Here is a 19,948-nt window from a genome sequence, read left to right as displayed (position 1 = left end):
TCATATTAGTATCTAAATCCTCTATGATTAATAAAGTTATCAAAGTTATAACCAAGACCGATCATAAAGCTGTTCCCACCGTACTCCTGAATATCAGAAAGTCCAAGGTTGTAAGTAGCTCCAATCATCAGTTTGTTTAATCTTACTTTTACTACTGGTGCAACCTGAAGAGTCTGGTTATCAAATCTGTTCTGTACAGTTCTGTAACTTGCTCCTACTGAGAACGCATTGACGTCGTTTGAGAACGTTGCCATTAGGTTCACATCCATCATTCTTGTAGAGTTGGTATTCAAATTTACCAATACTGATGGTGTTAAAGCGATATTATCAGCAAGATTCCAGTCGTAACCTAAGTTTAAGAAGAATTTAATTGGAGAAGGCTCGTAGTTGTTTACAATTGCTTCATCGTTGCTTAGTGCAATATCATTTACAGATACACCTCCGAATAAACCTTTGTAGGTTGCAGCCATACCGAAGTTGGCATATACCATAAAAATATTACTCTCATTACCTTGTAGCAAAGGATCGTAACCGTCTTCAGTATTAATTTTGGTATAATCAAAATTCATGTTATAAAAATTAACACTGGTACCGAATGAAAACTGATCTTTTCTCTCTCCCTCACTGCTTAAAGGGATAAAATAAGACGCACCAGCCGTAATACCACCTGCGGAGATGGGTCCGTTGCTGTCTCTGAAGACAGAAATTCCGGCACCTACTCTATCAAAGATATTCGCGTTGATCCCTACTGACTGAACATTTGGGGATTCGCTGAACTTTGAAAATTGTTGCTGATAGTTAAGGTTAAGCTGTACATAGTCCGTTTTACCGTATTGAGCAGGGTTGAACAGGAACTCACCATCCAAAAGATATTGTTGATAGTATGGTAGTGATTCTTGTGCTTTGTATGCATTCGACAAAAGAGCTAAACATACGATAGCATATAGTTTTCTCATAACAAATCTTGATTTCAATTCAACAAATATAAAAAAAATCTCAATATATTTTTAGTTTTCTGAATAATTTCTCCATTTTTTTACAGCATCCGCCATATCTGATGGCATCGGACTCTCAAAATACAATTCCTTTTTGGTAGTGGGATGTATAAAACCGAGGGTATGTGCGTGCAGTGCATGTCTTGGTAATACTTCGAAGACATTTTTTATAAACTGCTTATACTTAGGAAGATTCACTCCGCGGAGAGGCGTATGACCTTCATATCTTTCGTCATTAAACAGAGTATGACCTATATGCTTGAAGTGGGCTCTGATCTGGTGTGTCCTGCCTGTTTCTAATTTGCATTCTACCCACGTCATATATTTAAATCTTTCTAAAACTTTATAGTGGGTAACGGCATGCTTGCCCTGGCTTCCATCTACATAGGTGTGCATCTGCATTCTGTTCTTCGGGTGGCGGCCGATATGGCCGTTGATGGTGCCTTCATCGTCCTTCACGTTCCCCCACACAAAAGCCCAGTATAATCTTTTTGTTTTCCGCTCAAAGAACTGTCTGGCAAGATAGCTTAAGGCAAATTCGTTTTTAGCAATCACCAAAAGCCCTGAAGTGTCTTTATCAATTCTGTGAACAAGGCCTACCCTGTCCAGATCAGATTTTGATCCGTTTTTTTCAAAATGAAAAGCCAACGCATTGATTAAAGTTTTATCCCAGTTTCCATGTCCCGGATGTACTACCATGCCCGGTTCTTTGTCTACGATAATTAGATCTTCGTCTTCATAAACTATATTGAGAGGGATATCCTGTGGAATGATAACATTCTGCCTCGGCGGATGAGCAAGCAGAACAGAAATCTGGTCACCCGGCTTCACTCGGTAATTCTGCTTCACGGGAAAACCGTTTACAATCACATTTCCTGCACGGCACGTCTGTGATATCTTATTTCTGGATGAATTCTGGCGGAAACTCAGAAGATACTTGTCAATCCTTAAGGGTTCCTGTTTCGGGTCTGCCGTCATATTCAGGTGCTCATAGAGTCCTCTGTTTTCTTCATCAAGATCCAGATTCTGCTCTCCGGAATCTTCAATTTCCCCGTCTAAAAAATCTTCGCTGTCTTCTATCATCTTTTTTCTATATAAAAGGCTCCAACGCAAATTACCGTTGAAGCCTGATTATGTGTATAACTTTTAATCTAATTGATAACCTGTTTTGCTTTTGGCTTATCTGCAGGCTTGGTTGGGGTTGTTGTCGTTTTAGGCTTATCTGCAGAAGATTTTGCCGGCGTTGCATTCTGTTTTGGTGGATCATTCTTCGGAACTTCTTTTTTTGGCGGAGCTACCGGTACAGGATCAACAGGCACCGGATCCGGGAAGTTCGGAACTTCTTCATATCTTACCGGAGGCAGCGTGGTATCAATCTTCATTCTGTACATAGAGTTCAGTTCGTTAATTTTATTCATCAGCTCGGCAGGTGTTTTTTTACTCGCCCAGAGGTCAATTTGCATTCCCTGATCCCGGACATCGCCGGAAGCCGGATCCTGATAGTACACAATGTCATTTTCGTCACTTCCACCATCTTCATAATCCACAATTCCTACTTCAAAGAGATTTCTTGCAATCAATGCTTTTGCTTCTTTCACGGTAAGACCTACCATATTCGGGATACCAATATTTCTCATCGGTCCACTGCCGATTACCACATCAATTATTGAGAATCGTGGAATTTTAGTTCCCGGTTTGATGGTATTTCCTTTAAATAAAATTCTTAAAATCGCATCTTTCTGAATACTCGGTTCATAAATGGTATCACCTACCTTCAGACCTACCTGATCCAGACGCTGAAAGCCTAATCCCGAATATTTATTGATTACATCCGGAACCGAAACCGGCGCCCAGCTTCTCGGGTTAACTTTTAAAGTAACCGATCTTCCGTTTTTCACACGCGATCCCGGCGCAGGATAAATCTGCAGTACCTGAAAAGGTCTGTATTTGGGATCATATTTAAAACTGTCTACCTCATATTCCAATCCGGAATCATCCAGAATTTTTACGGCATCGTGTACAGATTTATTTACTACATTGGGAACCTGAATCTCATCACCATGATGGGTGTGAATCTCCAGCCAGCGGAATGTGAGGTATACTAAACCTACAAAAACTCCGGCTGCAAGGATTAAATTCAGGAGAACTCTCCAGTTGAAAAGTGATTTGAGCATACTGATAAACTCTTTGTTTGTAACGGCAAATATAAATAATAATTTTAGAATAGGATTTATTTAATACATTTGGTTTGCTGCTTAAAATTTATCAATTTAGGCTTCAGCATTCTTTAAAATCATTAAATTTGCCCTGTTAGACACACAGTTTTAGATATGAACAAAAAAAATGTAGCCGTTGTAATGGGAGGTTACTCCGATGAGTACAAAGTTTCTCTTAAAAGCGGGCAGCTGATCTTTGATTCTTTAGACAGAGATCTTTATAATGTATACAAAATTGTCATTCTGAAAGACGAATGGTATTTTTTGGATGAAAACGAAAATAAACATGACATCAACAAAGGTGATTTCACAGTAAAATTATCTGATGAACAAACTCTGAAATTCAACGTTTGCTTTAATATCATCCACGGAACGCCTGGCGAAAATGGTATTCTGCAGGCTTACTGGGATGCTATCGGACAAAAATATACGGGTTGCGATTTTTATCAGAGTGCTTTAACGTTTAATAAAAAAGATACATTAGCTGTACTCTCAAAGTATGGAATTCCTTCTGCGAAAAGCGTGTATTTAAGGAAAGGAGAAGAAATTAATGTGGATGAAATTGTTGAAAATCTAAAACTTCCGGTATTTGTAAAACCAAATCAATCCGGCTCGTCTCTTGGAATTTCTAAAGTAAAAGAAAAGTCTGAACTTTTAGCTGCGACTGAAATTGCATTTAAAGAAGATGATGAAATTTTAATTGAAAGCTTCCTCGACGGAATGGAAGTTTCTGTAGGAGTGATTGACTATAAAGGGGAAACCATTGTTTTAGGAATCACAGAAATTGTTCCTCAAAACGAATTCTTCGATTACGAAGCTAAATATGAAGGTGCTTCTGAAGAAATTACACCCGCAAGAATTGACGACGAAACAAGAATCAGGGTGGAAGAAATAGCCAAAAGAGCTTACAATTCTCTTGGAATGAGCGGTTTTTCAAGAAGTGAATTTATTCTGATGGATGGAATTCCGTATATGCTGGAAATGAATACCAACCCTGGATTTTCTCCCGCAAGTATTCTTCCACAACAGGCAAAAATTTATGGAATTTCCATCAAAGATCTTTGTGGAAATGAAGTGGAAAAAGCTTTAAAAAAGTAGGAAGATGGATGTTGGAAGATGGAAGTTTGCACTTTGCTTTTAACATTCATTTTTTAATTTAAATAAAATATAGTTCAATGGGGAGAGTTTATCATTATAAAAAACTTTAAACTCGAAACCTAAAACCAAAAACTTTTCACGCATGAAAATTGCCGTTTTTCCGGGCTCTTTTGACCCAATAACTTTAGGACACTACGATATTATCGAAAGAGCTGCGGCACTTTTCGACAAAGTCATTATCGCTATCGGACAAAATTCTCAGAAGAAATACATGTTTCCTCTTGAAAAAAGAATGGAATTCATCCAAAACTCTGTTGCGGAATTTCCCAACGTGGAAGTTGATCATTTTGAAGGCCTTACCGTCGATTACTGTTTCGAAAAAAATGCTCAGTTCATCCTCAGAGGCCTCAGAAACCCTGCCGATTTTGAATTCGAAAAAGCCATCGCCCATACCAACAGAACGCTTGCTCACAAAAAACTGGAAACGGTTTTTCTCTTGACCTCATCAGGAAAATCGTTCATCAGCAGCAGCATCGTTAGAGAAATCATCAACCACGGCGGCGAATACGAATTGTTGGTTCCGGAAGCGGTCAGAGTAGAAAAATAAATGATTAGTGATGATTGATCAGTGATGTTCAAGACAAATATTTTATCAATCATCATTTATCAAACATCAATCATAAAAGATGCACGAGCAGCTAAACTTTATCATAGAAATCCTCGGGACGATCTCTTTTTCGATGTCGGGAAGTTTTGCTGCAATGCAGAAACGGCTGGATCCGTTTGGGGTTTTGATTATTGCCTTCGTAACTTCGGTTGGTGGCGGAACTGTCAGAGATTTATTACTGGACACTCCGGTTTTCTGGATGCACGATCTTTTAATGTGCGGACTGATTCTGGCGACGAGTATTTTTTCTATGGTTTTTAAATCAATCGAGAAAAATTTTAAGGTTACCCTTTTTATATTTGACAGTTTTGGGTTGGGATTATTTACCATTATTGGTGTTCAGAAAGGTTTAAATTTAGACATTCATCCTCTGATTTGTATCGGTTTAGGAACAATTACCGGCTGTTTTGGGGGAATTATCCGCGATATTTTACTGAACAGAATTCCACTAATTTTCAGAAAAGAAATCTATGCAAGCGCCTGTATCGTTGGAGGTTCTACTTTTTTGCTGCTGACTCATTTCACCACACTTTCCTATACTTTTATTCAGATCTTTACGATTTTAATGATCGTTGCCGTTAGAACTTTAGCCGTAAAATACCACTGGCAGATCCCGAAATTTTATGGATATGAAAGCAATTCTGAAATGTAAAAACAAAAAAATGCACGTGATTTCTCAGATGCATTTCTATTTTATTTAAAATTAAGTTCTTAAAACTTCCCTCTCTGTCTCATGTGAGGATTGTGAACGTGTTTCTGCATCGTTGGCATTTTCAGCTGAGCCTTCATTGTTTTAATGTGCTCGGTCATCATTCCTGCCGTGTCTAATCTTTTTGCTTCTTCCAAAAGTTTCTGTCCTTCCTGCTTTCTTCCTTTAGAAAGTGCTGCGGCAGCCAGATTCAAAGTTGCCATTGCACGGTCATGCTTCATATTCAAACCATAATCAAGCGCTTTTTTCATATAAGGTTCTATTTTCGCAGGATTGTCCTGAGCTAAAGTCAAACCTTGTAAATAGTGAAAATATCCGTACTGGTTTTTATCCAGCTGAGAAGTGTAGTTGGTAATTTTTGTAAGCCAAACTCCAGCTTTCTCCATATTTTGTTTTCTCAATTGCCAGAAGGCCAAAAGAATGTATTCGTTTTTAAAGTAAAGGAAAACCGGTACTGCCGCAAGAATCACCAAAACGATTCCCCAGCCGATGTTTCTGTTCATCATCAGATAAACTGCAACTGCTATGATAAGTGCAGAGATAACAAATTTTATGTATTTGTTCATGTTTAAATTTTAGAAATGCAAAGGTAATAATTTAAGGTTTAAGGTTCAATGTTTAAAGTTTAAAGTTTCGATACATCAACATCATAATGTATAAACCTCACACATTAAAATCAAAACTTTAAACTCTTTCATAAGTTTGAAAGCTGAAATCATATTCGTTCTTCTCATCTTTCCCGTGATGAATTTCTTCTTTCAGTTTCCAGATTTTGGTATCGATTTTTGGAAAAAATGTGTCGGCTTCAAGTTGAGCTTTTACTAAGGTTACTTCAAGTTTATCAGCAACTTCCATTGTTTGTTCGTAAATATTTCCACCTCCGATGATGAATACATTTTCGTCTATTTTTTTTGCAAATTTTAATGCTTCTTTAATGCTTCCTACAATCAAAATCCCTTCCTGAAACCAGTTTTTCTTTCTTGAAACAACAATATTGGTGCGGTTTGGGAGGGCTTTACCAATACTTTCGTAGGTTTTTCTGCCCATAATAATCGGATGTCCGGAAGTAAGCTCTTTAAAGTGTTTAAGATCATTCGGAAGATGCCACAGAAGCTTATTATCTGCTCCTATCTCATTCTTCTCACCCATTGCTACCACAATTGTTGTCATTTCTAAAATTTTTTACAAAAGTAGCACATAATTTGTATATTTGGAAAACGCAAAATTTTAAAAAAACATTTTGATTATGAAAAATAAAGGCTGCCTAAGCGCAGGAACTATCGGCATTGCACTTTTAGTGATTGTTGCAATTGTTTTTTTCTGGGGAAAAAACGGATACAATAATTTTGTTGAAAAAGAGGCTGTAGTAGACAATAAGTGGTCTAACGTAGAAACGGTTTATCAGAAAAGAGCCAATCTCATCCCAAATCTGGAACGTACAGTAAAATCTTATTCAAAATTTGAGCAGGAAACGCTTACAAAAGTTGTTGAAGCAAGATCTAAAGCAACTTCCATCAATATTGACCCAACCAATATGACAGAGCAGGATATGGCGAGATTCCAGGCTGCACAGGGTGAACTTACCGGAGCACTCAGCAGATTAATGGCAGTAGTGGAATCTTATCCTAATTTAAAAGCTGATCAGCAGTACATCAACTTTCAGAGTGAATATATTGCGATTGAAAACAGCATCAGATCTGAAACAGTGTACTATAATGCTGCTGTGAAAGACTATAATGTTTCTATCAAACAGTTTCCGTCTAATATCATTGCAAACTTTACCAACTTTAAAGAAAAACCATCCTTTAAAGCAGCTGCAGGAGCAGAAAAAGCACCGGATGTATTCTCAGAATAATTAATCCCGTGAGCATTTTTCTTACAGACCGTCAGATTGCACTGCTTGTAGATGCGATAGAGTCCGCAGAAGATCATTCTACGGGCGAAATCAGAGTGCATATCGATTCAAATACAGAAACCAAAAATGCAGAAACAGCGTTTGAAGTTTTCCACGAACTTTGTATGAACAAAACCGCAGAATTGAATGCGGTTTTGTTTCATGTAAATTTTGAGAAAAAATACCTTACCATTATTGGTGACAAAGGCATACATGAAAAGGTAAGCCAATCTTTCTGGGATGCTTTGCACGACGAGATTACAGAAGGCTTTTCCAAAGGATTTTTCTTTGAATCCCTGCGCGATGCAATTTTAAAAACAGGTTTCGAACTTAAAAAACATTTTCCGGTGACGGGAGAAAACACCAACGAACTTTCCAATGAAATTACATTTTCATAAAACCGTATTTTCATTCCTTTTTCTATGCTTTTACGCTTTCGTATCGGCACAATACAGCATTCCCGAAAAACCTAAATTGCTTTATCCTGTTTATGACGAAGCTAAACTTTTATCGAAACAGGAAACCGATGAATTAAATAAAAAGCTGATTGCATTCTCAGATTCTACATCTACAGAAATTGAAGTTGTAATTATCCCTTCCACAAAAGGTGAAGACATCAATTTTGTTGCTACGATGATCGGCGAAAAATGGGGAATCGGGCAAAAAGGAATCGATAACGGCGTTGTTTTTCTCATTGCGACCGAAGACCGCAAACTGGCTATTCAGCAAGGGAGAGCAGTTGAGCAGTATCTTACCGCTTCTACTTCAAAACAGATTATCGATTACATCGTGACACCGCATTTCCGTGAAGGAAACTGGTACGAGGGCATCAACCGGGGCACTTCAGCCATTATGGATGCGGTTCAGGGAAAGTTTAAACCTATTGAGAAGAAAAAGGACGAAGATGCAGGTTTGGGACAAATTATGCTTATCGTTTTTATTATAATTATTATTCTGATCATCATCTTTAAAAACCGCGGCGGCGGAAATAACGATGACGACGATGTGATCATTACGCGACGTGGCCGAAGAAATTATCCCGGAGGATTTTTCCCCTTCCCTTTCCCAGGCAGTTTTGGCGGTGGCGGATTTGGTGGCGGCAGCTCAGGAGGCGGCGGTGGAGGCTTTGGAGGCTTCGGCGGTGGCGGAAGTTTCGGAGGCGGTGGTGCTTCGGGGGGATGGTAGATTTAAATTTCACACGATTATGTTTGAAAAACTATTCAGAAAAAAAGAACCTGACAGCCAATTAATTTCAGTTATTGAATACCCTAAAAATTATACATTCGAAACCTATTTCAAAATTGAAACAGGTTTATGGAAAAGAACTGACCTTATTACCATTTGTGAAAAAAATACAGGAGAATCAAATCTTAATAATTTAATTTTAAAACATCTGAATTATTCGAAATGTGTGAAGGAAAAAAACATTGATTTTAAAGAGATGTATGAAAATTATAAAAAACTAACTTCCCACTCCTCAATAAAAAAGCAAATGAAAGACTCTAAAAGTGTTCAAATATTTCGAAATGATCAGCATATTATTTTTACACCTACCAAAAATGGTGGTACGAGTGGTCATAATCGTGGTTACACTGAAATAGCAGAAAGAAAAATAATCATAGATAAAAATTCGGAAAATTTAGCTTCCTGCTTATTAATGGGTTTTAAAGAGTGTGAATAATTTTTAATCATACTCATTTATATCTTTTTTCTGATTAAAATTTCATTAATAAAACCGTCAACACCCGCAAATTCTTGAGCAATTTTCATTATATTTACTGAAAACGGGTTTATGAAGAAAACACTGGTGGTTTTTGCCCATCCTTACCTCGAGCATTCTACCTCAAACGTGGAACTGATTAATTTCTACGTTCGTCATCAGCATTTTACACTTCGTGATTTGTACGAAGAATATCCCGATTTTCACATTGCAGCTTTCAGAGAAAGAAAAAGACTACAGCAGTACGACCGTTTTATTTTTCAGTTTCCGATTATCTGGTTTGGAATTCCGCCTTTACTTAAGTTGTGGATTGACGAAGTTTTCGACAGAAACTGGGTCAAGGAAGGTGAATATAATCCCCTCAAAAACAAAGAAGTTTACATTGTTGTGACCACCGGCGGTAAAGAAAGATCTTTTTCTAAGGATGGAACATACAAATACACCATCGATGAAATCATCAGCACGCTGATTGTTTCTCTCAACGTTTTTGGGGCAAATATTAAAGACATCACCATCGTATACGAAGCCAATAAACTGTCTAAAAAAGAAATTATTTTACACAAAAAGAAATTTGTAGAAATCTTAAATCAATAATATGGAATCAACAATAGCAATGAATACCCTGATTTTTTTGGGCGTTGCCATTATCATGGTCCCGCTGGCAAGAAAATTTGGTTTAAGCTCGGTAATTGGCTACATTTTAGGCGGGATTATCATCGGCCCTTACGTTTTAAAATTTACCGGAAACGATGTTAACGACATTATGCACGCCAGCGAATTTGGCGTCATCATGCTTCTGTTTTTGGTTGGACTGGAGCTGGAACCCAGGAAATTCTGGGAAATGCGGAAAAAAATTGTAGGACTCGGGTTAACCCAGATGGTGGCCACCATTTCAATTCTCTTCGTGATTTTTGTATGGGCAGGCTGGAAAACCGATAAAGCAATTGCTATTGCTATGTGTTTTGCTCTGTCTTCCACGGCAATCGTACTTCAGACTTTACAGGAAAAAAATAATTTAAAAACATCCGCGGGTGAAGCTTCTTTCACTACTCTTTTGTTCCAGGATATTGCGGTGATTCCTATTTTGGCACTGCTGCCTGTTTTGGCACATTCTAAAGCAAAAAAGGATGACAATGAAGTTCACATGCTCATCCAGCAACTTCCCGACTGGCTTCAGGCTGCAACGGTAATTTTCGGAGTAGTTGCGTTGATTTTACTGGGAAGGTATGTTTTTGTACCTTTTTTAAGATATGTTTCAAAAGCCGGAATGACTGAATTACTGACGGCTACTTCCCTGTTTTTGGTGATTGGGGTTTCAGAACTAATGGTTGCCATTGGTTTATCTCCGGCTTTGGGAGCGTTTTTAGCAGGTGTAATGCTTGCCAACAGTGAATTCCGTCATGAACTGGAAGCTCATATTGACCCATTTAAAGGATTGCTTCTCGCCGTTTTCTTCGTCAGCGTGGGCTCTACAATGAATTTTAATGTGATTGCTGCAGATCCTGTTTTTATTTTCAGTACTGTTTTTGTGGTTTTAGCAGTGAAATTTTTTGTACTGTATGCTATCGGTAAATTCTTTAAAATAGAAACGGTGCAAAGTCTGTTTTATGCATTTGCCTTGTCTCAGGTGGGAGAATTTGCTTTCGTTCTGATCAATTATGCATCAGATCTTTCACTTTTCAATTCAGAAATTAACGCTCAGATGATGGCCGTAACTGCGATCACGATGTGTATCACACCGATTCTTTTAATTATCAATGAAAAAATAATCACTCCAAAATTCATTAAAGAAGTTCCGGATAAAGATTCTCCGTTTAACATTTTAGACAGCAGTATTTCTCAGAAAAAGATCATCATTGTTGGTTTTGGTCATTTTGGAAGCACAGTCGGAAGGCTTTTGAAAGCCAATAAAATTACAGCCACGGTTTTAGACAGAGATTCTGAACGTGTAAAACTCCTGAGGAGCTACGGTTTTAAAGTATATTACGGCGATGCGACCAGAATTCCCGTTTTGAGAGCTGCGGGAATTGAAGACGCTGAAATTTTGGTTTTATGTCTGGACGATCCTGATGACAATAAATTTGTGGCAGAGGTCGTACGTGAGCAATATCCAGATGTGAAAATATTTGTACGTGCCAAAAACAGAATTGATGCATACACTTATTTAGACAACGGAATTGACAATATTTACCGCGAAACTCTGGGAACGGCTGTGGATATGGCAGTGGATGTTCTTCACGAAACCGGCATGAGAAAATATGCGGCAAGGCGTTTGGGACAGAGGTTTATGGCCATCGATAAAGCTTCGATCCGGAAACTGGCAAAATCAAAAGACGATGAAGACATCCGGCTGTTCACTACAAGAGAAATCCTCCAACGGGAGGAGGATTTACTGGCTTATGATAATTTGAATTTTGAAAATAAAGACTGGGAAACCTCATCCACTGAAGGTGAAGAGGAAGGCGATAAATAGCTACTGTAAACTTACGCTTCCGCTGCTGTTTTCTTCCTTAGAAACCGTCGTCACATTACCTTTTTTGATTCCTTTTACTGAACCGCTTGATGATGCACTGCCTTCAAAAGAAGAAGAGACACCAATTTCGATATCTGCACTGCTGGAAGATTCTGCTTTCACCTTTTCTGCCACTAATTCTTTTGCCGAAACTGTACCTGAAGATGAAGCGCTAACATCGGCATTCTTAGACTTGCCGGAAAGAATTACTTCAGCAGACGAGGAGGATTCTACTGTGAGGTTGACCGCCCAGATATTTCCTTTAAAAGTTCCGCTGCTTCCCGCATCGATATTCATTTCGTTCGCCTCAAGCTTCCCGGAAATATGCCCTGAACTTGAGACTTCCACATCAGTTTTATCCTGTGTAAACTGATCTCTTACCACGATAACTGCCGCAGAATTGGCTTCCAGTTTTTTAAAATCTTTTGCATAAATTTTAGCTTTTACATTATTGGTATTCATCACCCGGAAACCACTTTTATAATGAATATGCAGATCACCTCCGTTATTGTCTACCAAGACTTCATCAATAATATTGGCAGGAGCAGAGATTACCACTCTTTCAACATCAGATTTAATAATTTCGGCTTCGATGGCTTGCGAAACTTCAATTTCGTCAAAATCTCCCTTCACTTCCTTCTGTTTTAAAGGTCCGTGATCTTTGTTGGTTACGTCCGGAAGCCAGGTTGAGTTTCCGTCTTTTCTGTCATTTTCTTTACAGGAAGAAAGAGCAATTAGCGTTGTCAAAAGTAAAATAGTTGTAGATTTCATGTTTTGATGCTTAAAAGTTTAGTTTTTAATATCTTTATATTTTAATAACAACTAAATTAAGGAATCTCTTACAACTGACAACAAAATCTGTATTTTTTAAATCAGAAAAGAGCTCCAACCCTATCTTTAAATAAGTTATACCTATGAAAAATATTTCATCAGTATTATTAATTTCTGCCCTGGCATTCAATTATTCCTGTACAACGACAATGAAAACAAACGACCAAAAACAGGAAATTCCTGTTCCAGACGCATCTCTTTCTTCAAATCCTTTTATAAAGAAAAGCAAACTTCAGTACGAAGCTCCGGAGTTTAATAAGATTAAAGATGAACATTTTAAACCCGCATTTGATTTTGGTTTAAAACAACACGATGCCGAAATTTTAAAAATCGCCAACAATTCTGAAGCCGCAACTTTTGAAAACACAATCGTAGCACTGGAAAAAAGTGGTGAAGTTTTAAAAAGAGCATCAATTACATTCTCAAATCTCACAAGCGCAAATACCAACCCAACTTTGCAGGCTTTAGACGAAGAATACGCCCCGGTTTTTGCAGCTCATTCCGATAAAATGTATCTAAATGAAAATCTTTATAAAAGAATTAAATCTATTTCCGAAAACGGTTTGGATGCTGAAAGCAAAAGACTCGTGCAGTTTTACAAGCAAAATTTTGAAATTGCAGGAGCCAACCTTTCTGCAGCTGACAAAGAAAAACTGAAGCAGGTGAATCAGGAACTCGCTTCACTTTCCACCCAGTATTCCAATAAATTACTGGAAGCGAGAAAACAAGGTGGCGTTTATTTTTCTGATGCGAAAGAACTTGACGGAATTACAACCGATGAAATTGCGGCAGCGGCAAGTGATGCTAAAAATGCAGGACAACCCGGAAAATACCTTTTAGCTTTACAAAATACTACGCAACAACCTCTTTTGCAAAACCTAAAAAACAGAGCATCAAGAGAAAAATTATTCAAAGCATCGTGGACGAGAGCCGAAAAAAGCGATGCCAACGATACCAGAGAAACCATTGAAAAACTGGCAAAACTCAGACTTAAAAAAGCTCTGATTTTAGGTAAAAAAAGCTTCGCAGAGTGGAAATTACAGGATCAAATGGCAAAAACACCTGATGCAGCAGTGAAATTGATGAATCAGCTCGCTACACCCGCTGTGGAAACGGCAAAAAGGGAAGCAAAAGATATTCAGGATTTGATTGATCAGCAGAAAGGTGGTTTTAAAGTAGAACCCTGGGACTGGAATTTCTACGCTGAACAGGTAAGAAAAGCGAAGTTTGATTTAGATGAAAACCAAATCAAGCCTTATTTTGAAATTACAACTGTTTTGGAGAAAGGAGTTTTCTTTGCCGCTGAAAAATTCTACGGACTGACGTTTAAAAAGAGAACTGACCTGCCTGTGTATCATCCTGATGTTGTGACCTACGAAGTTTTTGACCATGACGGAAAATCTCTGGCCATTTATTATTTAGATTTTTACACTAGAGATTCTAAAAGCGGCGGAGCGTGGATGAGCAATTATGTAGAGCAGTCTTATCTGTTGGGAACAAAACCTGTGATTGTCAATTGCTACAATTACCAGAAACCGGCACCGGGCAAGCCATCATTAATCAGTTTTGATGATGTTTCCACCATCTTCCACGAGTTCGGCCACTCTATTCACGGAATGTTTGCGAGCCAGAAATATCCGTCACTTTCAGGAACCAGCGTACCGAGAGATTTTGTGGAATTTCCTTCGCAGATCAATGAACATTGGGCATTAGATCCTGTCGTTTTGAAGAATTACGCTCTTCATTATGAAACAAAACAGCCGATTCTGCAGGCTTTGGTTGATAAAATTAAAAAAGCAGCGACTTTCAACCAAGGTTATATGACCACCGAACTGGTTTCTGCCGCATCTCTGGATATGGATTGGCATTCTGTGACAAATGAAAATCAGTTGCTTCCGGTTCTAGAGTTTGAAAAAAACTCTCTTAAAAATCACGGATTTACTTTAGCAACCGTTCCTCCAAGGTATCACACTCCTTATTTTGCGCACATTTGGGGCGGTGGATATTCGGCAGGATATTACGCATATTTATGGTCTGAAACTTTAGACAGTGACGCATGGGAATGGATTGAAAAAAACGGTGGACTGACCAGAGAAAACGGCGACCGTTTCAGAAAATACATTTTATCTGTGGGAAATTCTGTTGATTTGAATCAGGCATTCAGAGATTTCACAGGACACGATCCGGATATTAAACCGTTGCTGAGAAACAGAGGTTTTATTAAGTAATATCTTATCATGATAAATAGCGGATTAAAACTATTATTTTTCACATCAACTCTCACTTTTGCTTTTTTTACTGTGACAAATAAAAAAGTTGAAGAGTTAGGAAAAACTTACTATCAATCGAAGCGTGACACAATTTCGGATTCATTACGGACTGAAATAGCAAAATATTGGGAAGAGGAAAATAAATATTGGACATCACTTTGCGAAAAAGAAACTAAGAAAGCACAAAACGATATTCAAAATAATGAATTAACGTATGTCAACATTTCATGGAATCGAAATAATAAAGAGTTTTATAATTTATTAAAAGAAAATAATATTAAAGTAGATTCTGCATTACATTATTGTATGGCGCCTAGTGAATTACAACATTGCTATGCTACTTTGATGGAAAATGAAATTAGCAAAAGATTTGGTCATAAATTCATCGATTCTTTAAGATTACTTGCACAGAAACAGTATGTAAAAAATAACCCGAATAGAATTTTCACATTTATGGAATGTGATTATATCTCAAGATATCCAAATGATAATAATAAAAAAGAGCTTTCAAAAAAAAGTATTAAAGATTTTTGGAGCAATGTGAGCTACCCAGAAGATTTTGAATTCAAAAAAGAAGTGCCATATTCTTATATGAGTGCAGCTTTTGTCATCTACAAAACCGGAGAAATATCAGATGTAAGAATTGATCTCCACTTCCAGAATAAAAAAAATTATAAATATTCTTCATATTTCATTAATCATCTAAAACAATTTGTACAAAATACTAAATGGGTTCCAGCGACCAGCTTAGGAACAAAAGTAAATAGTGAAATGAACTTAACAATACACTTTAAATAACTATGAGAAATATAGTTTTAACCGCATTAATCTTAGGATTCGGAACTTTGTATGCACAAAAAGCAACACCACAAGCAAATAAAATCGACAAAAAACTAGTTGGCTTATGGAAGGGCAGTGAAAAAGACCAACAAATTGCAGGAATGGAAAAACTTTGGGTAATGGACAGAAAAGAGGATGGAACTTTTACCCTTATTTTTACTACAGTTCAGGATTGCGAAGTGAATCAGCAAATTGAAAAAGGACAATGGTGGATTGAAAACGGAGAATTCCATGAACTACATTTCTACTCAGGAAACACCGATGTTTACACTTATGAAATTCCGGACAAATCACATATAAAATTTAAATCAAAAAGTATGTCTATGGAGATGATGAATAATGAATATTCTTTTGTTGACACAAAAATTGAAGACAGAAATTAATCAATAATTTAAGAAGTATTCAATTTTTGGATGTTTTTTTTTGATACAGATTGTACGATTTTATGCGAATTATCTCGAATTGAACTTACGCAGATTTGATTGAGATGATTTTGAGCATAAAATCTGTGTATATCTGTGAAATCTGTGAGCTATTTCTCACAGATTTCACGGATTTACACAGATGTGAGTGTAATATTCTTCGGGTAAATTTGTAACAGGAGATGAGTTTTGGCTAAAGCCAATCGGATCAATTTAAATTCTGGACGGGCTAAAGCCCGTCCGTATTGAAACAAGCTTTGTGCTTTTGTGAAAAATAATCATGTAAATTTGTGTTTCAAAAAAAATCAAAGAAATGAACTGCCCTTGCTGCTCCGGAAAATCCTATGAAGAATGCTGCCAACCTTTTCACAATGGAGAAAAATTTGCTCCGACCTCTGAAGCTCTGATGCGTTCAAGATTTTCAGCTTTTGCCATTCCAAATGGGAAATATTTAATGGAAACCACCTCGCCCAGCAAAAGACAGTTCCACAACACCAAAGATTTGCAGGAATGGGGAGAAATCAACGAATGGACAAAACTGGAAATCGTCAGAAAACCATCGGTGAATAAGGTGGAATTCAAAGCATTTTATACTGATGAAGACGGCGAAAAAAATATTCATCATGAACTGTCGACATTTAAAATGATTCAAAACCGCTGGTATTATGTTTCCGGGGAATTTTTAGACTGATTATTTAACCACAAAAAATGTTAACACATAAGTCAAAGAGATTTTTATTTGTTTGAAAACATTTTCAGACCACTTTAGAGGAAAATCAAAGTTTTTTATAATGTGTCACAGCAAAATCGTGCATTCTTGAATAAGCAAACAATTGAAAATCTTTGATTTTCAAATCTTATGTGTTCTAAAATATTTTCAAAGTTTTAAACTAATACTTATGTGACTTATGTGTCAAAAAAAAGTCCGGCATTTCTGCAGGACTTTTTAATTTTATTTAGAAAACTCTTAGTGAGCCTCGTTCCCGTCGATACCGTGAGCGTGACCGTGAGATAATTCCTCTTCAGTTGCAGGACGTGTATTTAAGATTTCAACCTGGAAATCTAAAGTTTTACCAGCCATTGGGTGGTTTAAATCTGCTACAACAACTTCCGGAGTAACTTCCACTACAAATGCCTGAAAATTATTTCCTTCGTTATCAGACAAAGGCAAAATAGCGCCCACTGGTGGAATTCCAGCTTCAGCAAACATATCGATTGGCAACTGTGCGATTGCATCTTCCTGTTTTTCACCATAAGCTTCCTCAGGCTGAATCACGAAAGCAGCAGTGTCACCAGCCGTCAAACCGTGGATATTTTGCTCAAATTTAGGAATCATCATTCCCACACCATATAAAAATGTAAGCGGATTTTCTGCAGTTGTTTCTTCTACAAGGATTTTGCTCCCATCCTCTTCGATAGTGTGAAGAACATACTTTACAGCTACCACATGATTGTTGTCAATTGTCATATTTCTTTTTTTGCGTGACTTTTTTTCACGATTAAACGGCACAAAGATAAGGTTTTTGAAATGATTCAAACGGTCTTAATAATCTTCAGCACTATATTTAATATGTCATCAATACAAATTAAACCAACCGAAAGTCTACCCTCTGCTGTTTTTATCCTCTCTTTTTTTCTGCCTCAGAACATACAGATACAGACTTTCCACTTTCGCTCTTGCCCAGTCTGTTTTTCTCAAAAACTTCAGTGATGAATTGATACTCGGGTTATCTGTAAAGCATTTGATGTTGATTTGTTTTCCCAATTCTTCAAAGCCCTGATAATATTCTATCAGCTCTTCAAGAATGGTATCGAGGCGTTTTCCGTGTAAAGGATCTTTTGACTGTTGCTCCATAATTTTGTAAAGTTAATTATTTCAATTTTAAACCTTCTCTAAACCTCATAGGTTTTGAAAACCTATGAGGTTTTATTCGGCAAATTCACCTATAAATGTACGTTTCTAACCTAACGGATTTTAAAAACCCGTTAAGTTTGATCGTGTAAAATTGCATTTGGTTACAAACAACATTAAAACAAACCAACTGCAACTGCATTTGATTACAAACAAGGTTGTTTTAAAGTATTCTGCATTTGGTTACAAACAACCTTGAAACAAACCAACTGCAAACGCATTTTATTACAAACAGGGTTGTTTTAAATAAAATGCAGACTCCGGAAGTCGCAAACAAGGTTGTTTTGAACAAACGGAGATTTTTTTAATTCCAAAAAGATCTTTTTTGGATAAATAAAACTGTCGAATAAAATAATGAAATACCTTTCGAAATCAAATTTTTTCTAAAGAATAGATTAATTTAGCAATACCAATTTTAAGTAAAATTTACCAAAATAAAGTTGAGATGAGCAGAAATACAGACGCCAATAAAAAAACATACAATAAGATAATCGCCAACAAGAAGCGAAAAATTCAGGAAGCCGAACTAAAAAGAAAGAACCGCCTGAAGGAAATGCGTGAAAATACGAAAGCTAAATTATCGACAGAACAAAAAGACGAATCTCAGGCATCATGAAAATCCTCCACACCGCCGATTGGCATTTGGGCAAACGCCTCGACCGTTTTTCACGACTGGAAGAACAGGTTTTGGTGATGAACGAAATCGTTGAAATCGCAGACCGTGAGAGTGTAGATTTGGTTTTAATTGCCGGCGATTTATTCGATAATTTCAATCCGAGTGTTGAGGCAACAGAACTTTTTTATAAAACTTTGAAACGTTTATCATTAAACGGAAAACGTCCGGTGATCGCCATTTCCGGAAATCACGATTCGCCAAGTCTGATTGATGCACCAGATCCGTTAGCAAGAGAATGCGGAATTATTTTGATAGGACATCCAAAAGCGAATATTGCACCTTTTGAACTCGAACATTTTAAAATTTCTAAGGCTGCCGCCGGTTTTATTGAACTGGAATTTAGAAATCAGAACTTCCCTGTCAGAATTTTACATACACCTTATGCGAATGAAGTCCGATTGAAAGAATATTTCGGGGAGAATAAAGAAGTCGAGCTCAACAATGTTTTGAGAGAAAACTGGAAGCAAATTGCCGATGGCTTCTGCGATGAAAATGGAGTCAATCTTTTGATGACACATTTGTATATGAACAAAAAGGGTGAAGCGCTTCTGGAGGAACCTGATGGCGAAAAACCCATTAAAATCGGGAATGCTGACCTGGTTTTTTCTGACAGTATTCCGCCACAGATTCAATATACGGCTTTGGGACATCTGCACCGTTTTCAGAACATAGGAACTGCCGGAAAACCCGTTGTATATTCGTCTTCGCCTTTGTGTTACAGCTTTTCTGAGGCCGGACAGACGAAATATGTTTCCATTATCGCAGCTGAACCCAATCAACAGGTTTCATTTGAGAAAATTGCAATCAAAAATGGAAAACGTCTTGAAAGAAAAACGTTTGACTGCGTTGATAAAACCCTGGAGTGGCTTACAGAAAATCCCAATTCTCTCGTTGAATTAACATTGGAAAGTGAAACATTTTTAAAAGCTGAAGAAAGAAAACGCATCTTTCAGTCCCACAGCGGAATTGTTCATTTGATTCCTAAGGTGAAAAACCAGGAGTTTAATGAAAATCAGCTGAGCGAAATTAATCTCAATCAGGATATTCAGGCACTGTTTAAAGATTATTTTAAATCTAAAAACGGCGGTCAGGAAGCGAATGAAGATTTGATTAATTTGTTTAATGAAATAGCTTCAGGCAATTAGTAAGAAAAAATATTTTTTTAATCTGTAAAATATTTTTAACC

The 19,948-nt window shown here is 37.2% G+C and carries 23 protein-coding genes; 15 read left to right on the top strand and 8 right to left on the bottom strand.

Features of this window, described 5'->3' with window-relative positions:
• Positions 1 to 5: 5 nt before the first annotated feature.
• From ASG31_RS15670 to ASG31_RS15660, 3 genes are all read right to left on the bottom strand, one after another.
• Positions 6 to 956, bottom strand: coding sequence for a PorP/SprF family type IX secretion system membrane protein (locus tag ASG31_RS15670; RefSeq protein ID WP_056034871.1), 951 nt, complete (start codon positions 954 to 956; stop codon positions 6 to 8).
• A gap of 51 nt (positions 957 to 1,007) precedes the next feature.
• Positions 1,008 to 2,078, bottom strand: coding sequence for an RluA family pseudouridine synthase (locus tag ASG31_RS15665; RefSeq protein WP_056034868.1), 1,071 nt, complete (start codon positions 2,076 to 2,078; stop codon positions 1,008 to 1,010).
• A 68-nt stretch (positions 2,079 to 2,146) separates the two neighbouring features.
• On the bottom strand, positions 2,147 to 3,169 hold the full coding sequence (locus tag ASG31_RS15660) for a PASTA domain-containing protein (RefSeq protein ID WP_056034865.1): 1,023 nt from the start codon (positions 3,167 to 3,169) through the stop codon (positions 2,147 to 2,149).
• 156 nt (positions 3,170 to 3,325) lie between these two features.
• On the opposite strand from ASG31_RS15660, the gene ASG31_RS15655 reads away from it, so the two are divergent.
• The 3 genes from ASG31_RS15655 (at position 3,326) to ASG31_RS15645 (ending at position 5,628) form a co-directional block, all read left to right on the top strand.
• A complete protein-coding gene (locus ASG31_RS15655; RefSeq protein WP_056034862.1) occupies positions 3,326 to 4,309 on the top strand; it encodes a D-alanine--D-alanine ligase in 984 nt (327 codons plus the stop codon).
• Positions 4,310 to 4,451: 142 nt separating this feature from the next.
• Positions 4,452 to 4,916 carry a pantetheine-phosphate adenylyltransferase gene (gene coaD / locus ASG31_RS15650; protein WP_056034859.1) on the top strand — a complete coding sequence of 155 codons (465 nt, stop codon included), beginning with the start codon at positions 4,452 to 4,454 and terminating at the stop codon, positions 4,914 to 4,916.
• A 79-nt stretch (positions 4,917 to 4,995) separates the two neighbouring features.
• Positions 4,996 to 5,628, top strand: coding sequence for a trimeric intracellular cation channel family protein (locus tag ASG31_RS15645; protein WP_056034856.1), 633 nt, complete (start codon positions 4,996 to 4,998; stop codon positions 5,626 to 5,628).
• A gap of 59 nt (positions 5,629 to 5,687) precedes the next feature.
• On the opposite strand, the gene ASG31_RS15640 is transcribed toward ASG31_RS15645, so the two are convergent.
• Entirely contained in the window at positions 5,688 to 6,251 is a 564-nt protein-coding gene (locus ASG31_RS15640; protein WP_056034853.1) for a hypothetical protein, read from the bottom strand.
• Between the two features lie 118 nt (positions 6,252 to 6,369).
• The gene (locus ASG31_RS15635; RefSeq protein ID WP_056034851.1) at positions 6,370 to 6,855 is read right to left on the bottom strand and encodes a dihydrofolate reductase; all 486 of its coding nucleotides are present in this window, start codon (positions 6,853 to 6,855) and stop codon (positions 6,370 to 6,372) included.
• A 76-nt stretch (positions 6,856 to 6,931) separates the two neighbouring features.
• Here ASG31_RS15635 and ASG31_RS15630 point away from each other — a divergent pair, with 76 nt between their 5' ends.
• The 6 genes from ASG31_RS15630 to ASG31_RS15605 all read left to right on the top strand — a co-directional run bounded on the left by ASG31_RS15630 (position 6,932) and on the right by ASG31_RS15605 (position 11,772).
• On the top strand, positions 6,932 to 7,540 hold the full coding sequence (locus ASG31_RS15630; protein ID WP_056034848.1) for a LemA family protein: 609 nt from the start codon (positions 6,932 to 6,934) through the stop codon (positions 7,538 to 7,540).
• An 8-nt stretch (positions 7,541 to 7,548) separates the two neighbouring features.
• Positions 7,549 to 7,977 (top strand): TPM domain-containing protein, encoded by a 429-nt coding sequence (locus ASG31_RS15625; RefSeq protein ID WP_056034845.1) that lies wholly within the window; start codon positions 7,549 to 7,551, stop codon positions 7,975 to 7,977.
• On the top strand, positions 7,958 to 8,764 hold the full coding sequence (locus tag ASG31_RS15620) for a TPM domain-containing protein (RefSeq protein ID WP_056034842.1): 807 nt from the start codon (positions 7,958 to 7,960) through the stop codon (positions 8,762 to 8,764). The genes ASG31_RS15625 and ASG31_RS15620 overlap by 20 nt, the downstream gene beginning before the upstream one ends.
• Before the next feature lie 19 nt (positions 8,765 to 8,783).
• Complete coding sequence (locus ASG31_RS15615; RefSeq protein WP_056034839.1) at positions 8,784 to 9,260, top strand: hypothetical protein; 477 nt, start codon at positions 8,784 to 8,786, stop codon at positions 9,258 to 9,260.
• Between the two features lie 111 nt (positions 9,261 to 9,371).
• The gene (locus ASG31_RS15610) at positions 9,372 to 9,893 is read left to right on the top strand and encodes an NAD(P)H-dependent oxidoreductase (protein ID WP_056034836.1); all 522 of its coding nucleotides are present in this window, start codon (positions 9,372 to 9,374) and stop codon (positions 9,891 to 9,893) included.
• Position 9,894: 1 nt separating this feature from the next.
• The gene (locus ASG31_RS15605) at positions 9,895 to 11,772 is read left to right on the top strand and encodes a monovalent cation:proton antiporter-2 (CPA2) family protein (RefSeq protein WP_056034834.1); all 1,878 of its coding nucleotides are present in this window, start codon (positions 9,895 to 9,897) and stop codon (positions 11,770 to 11,772) included.
• Here the strand turns inward: ASG31_RS15605 and ASG31_RS15600 are convergent, their stop codons facing one another.
• Complete coding sequence (locus ASG31_RS15600) at positions 11,773 to 12,582, bottom strand: head GIN domain-containing protein (RefSeq protein WP_056034832.1); 810 nt, start codon at positions 12,580 to 12,582, stop codon at positions 11,773 to 11,775.
• A gap of 143 nt (positions 12,583 to 12,725) precedes the next feature.
• Here ASG31_RS15600 and ASG31_RS15595 point away from each other — a divergent pair, with 143 nt between their 5' ends.
• The 4 genes from ASG31_RS15595 to ASG31_RS15580 all read left to right on the top strand — a co-directional run bounded on the left by ASG31_RS15595 (position 12,726) and on the right by ASG31_RS15580 (position 16,865).
• Positions 12,726 to 14,870 (top strand): M3 family metallopeptidase, encoded by a 2,145-nt coding sequence (locus tag ASG31_RS15595; RefSeq protein WP_056034829.1) that lies wholly within the window; start codon positions 12,726 to 12,728, stop codon positions 14,868 to 14,870.
• Between the two features lie 9 nt (positions 14,871 to 14,879).
• Positions 14,880 to 15,710 (top strand): hypothetical protein, encoded by an 831-nt coding sequence (locus ASG31_RS15590; RefSeq protein ID WP_056034826.1) that lies wholly within the window; start codon positions 14,880 to 14,882, stop codon positions 15,708 to 15,710.
• A 2-nt stretch (positions 15,711 to 15,712) separates the two neighbouring features.
• Positions 15,713 to 16,135 (top strand): hypothetical protein, encoded by a 423-nt coding sequence (locus ASG31_RS15585; RefSeq protein ID WP_056034824.1) that lies wholly within the window; start codon positions 15,713 to 15,715, stop codon positions 16,133 to 16,135.
• A 352-nt stretch (positions 16,136 to 16,487) separates the two neighbouring features.
• On the top strand, positions 16,488 to 16,865 hold the full coding sequence (locus tag ASG31_RS15580; protein ID WP_056034821.1) for a YchJ family protein: 378 nt from the start codon (positions 16,488 to 16,490) through the stop codon (positions 16,863 to 16,865).
• Positions 16,866 to 17,141: 276 nt separating this feature from the next.
• On the opposite strand, the gene ASG31_RS15575 is transcribed toward ASG31_RS15580, so the two are convergent.
• Entirely contained in the window at positions 17,142 to 17,642 is a 501-nt protein-coding gene (locus tag ASG31_RS15575) for a peptidylprolyl isomerase (RefSeq protein WP_056035201.1), read from the bottom strand.
• Positions 17,643 to 17,777: 135 nt separating this feature from the next.
• Positions 17,778 to 18,029: a VF530 family DNA-binding protein gene (locus tag ASG31_RS15570; protein WP_056034814.1), complete on the bottom strand. Its 252-nt coding sequence runs from the start codon at positions 18,027 to 18,029 to the stop codon at positions 17,778 to 17,780.
• Between the two features lie 502 nt (positions 18,030 to 18,531).
• On the opposite strand from ASG31_RS15570, the gene ASG31_RS18655 reads away from it, so the two are divergent.
• Positions 18,532 to 18,702, top strand: a complete 171-nt coding sequence (locus ASG31_RS18655) for a hypothetical protein (RefSeq protein WP_185113225.1) — start codon at positions 18,532 to 18,534, stop codon at positions 18,700 to 18,702.
• Positions 18,699 to 19,907: an exonuclease SbcCD subunit D gene (locus ASG31_RS15565; RefSeq protein WP_056034812.1), complete on the top strand. Its 1,209-nt coding sequence runs from the start codon at positions 18,699 to 18,701 to the stop codon at positions 19,905 to 19,907. Before ASG31_RS18655 ends, ASG31_RS15565 begins: the two co-directional genes overlap by 4 nt.
• Positions 19,908 to 19,948: the final 41 nt, after the last annotated feature.

Origin of the sequence: Chryseobacterium sp. Leaf404 (assembly GCF_001424145.1) — a bacterium.
In the GTDB taxonomy this organism is placed as follows: domain Bacteria; phylum Bacteroidota; class Bacteroidia; order Flavobacteriales; family Weeksellaceae; genus Chryseobacterium.
This window is presented reverse-complemented; position numbering and strand designations above follow the sequence as displayed.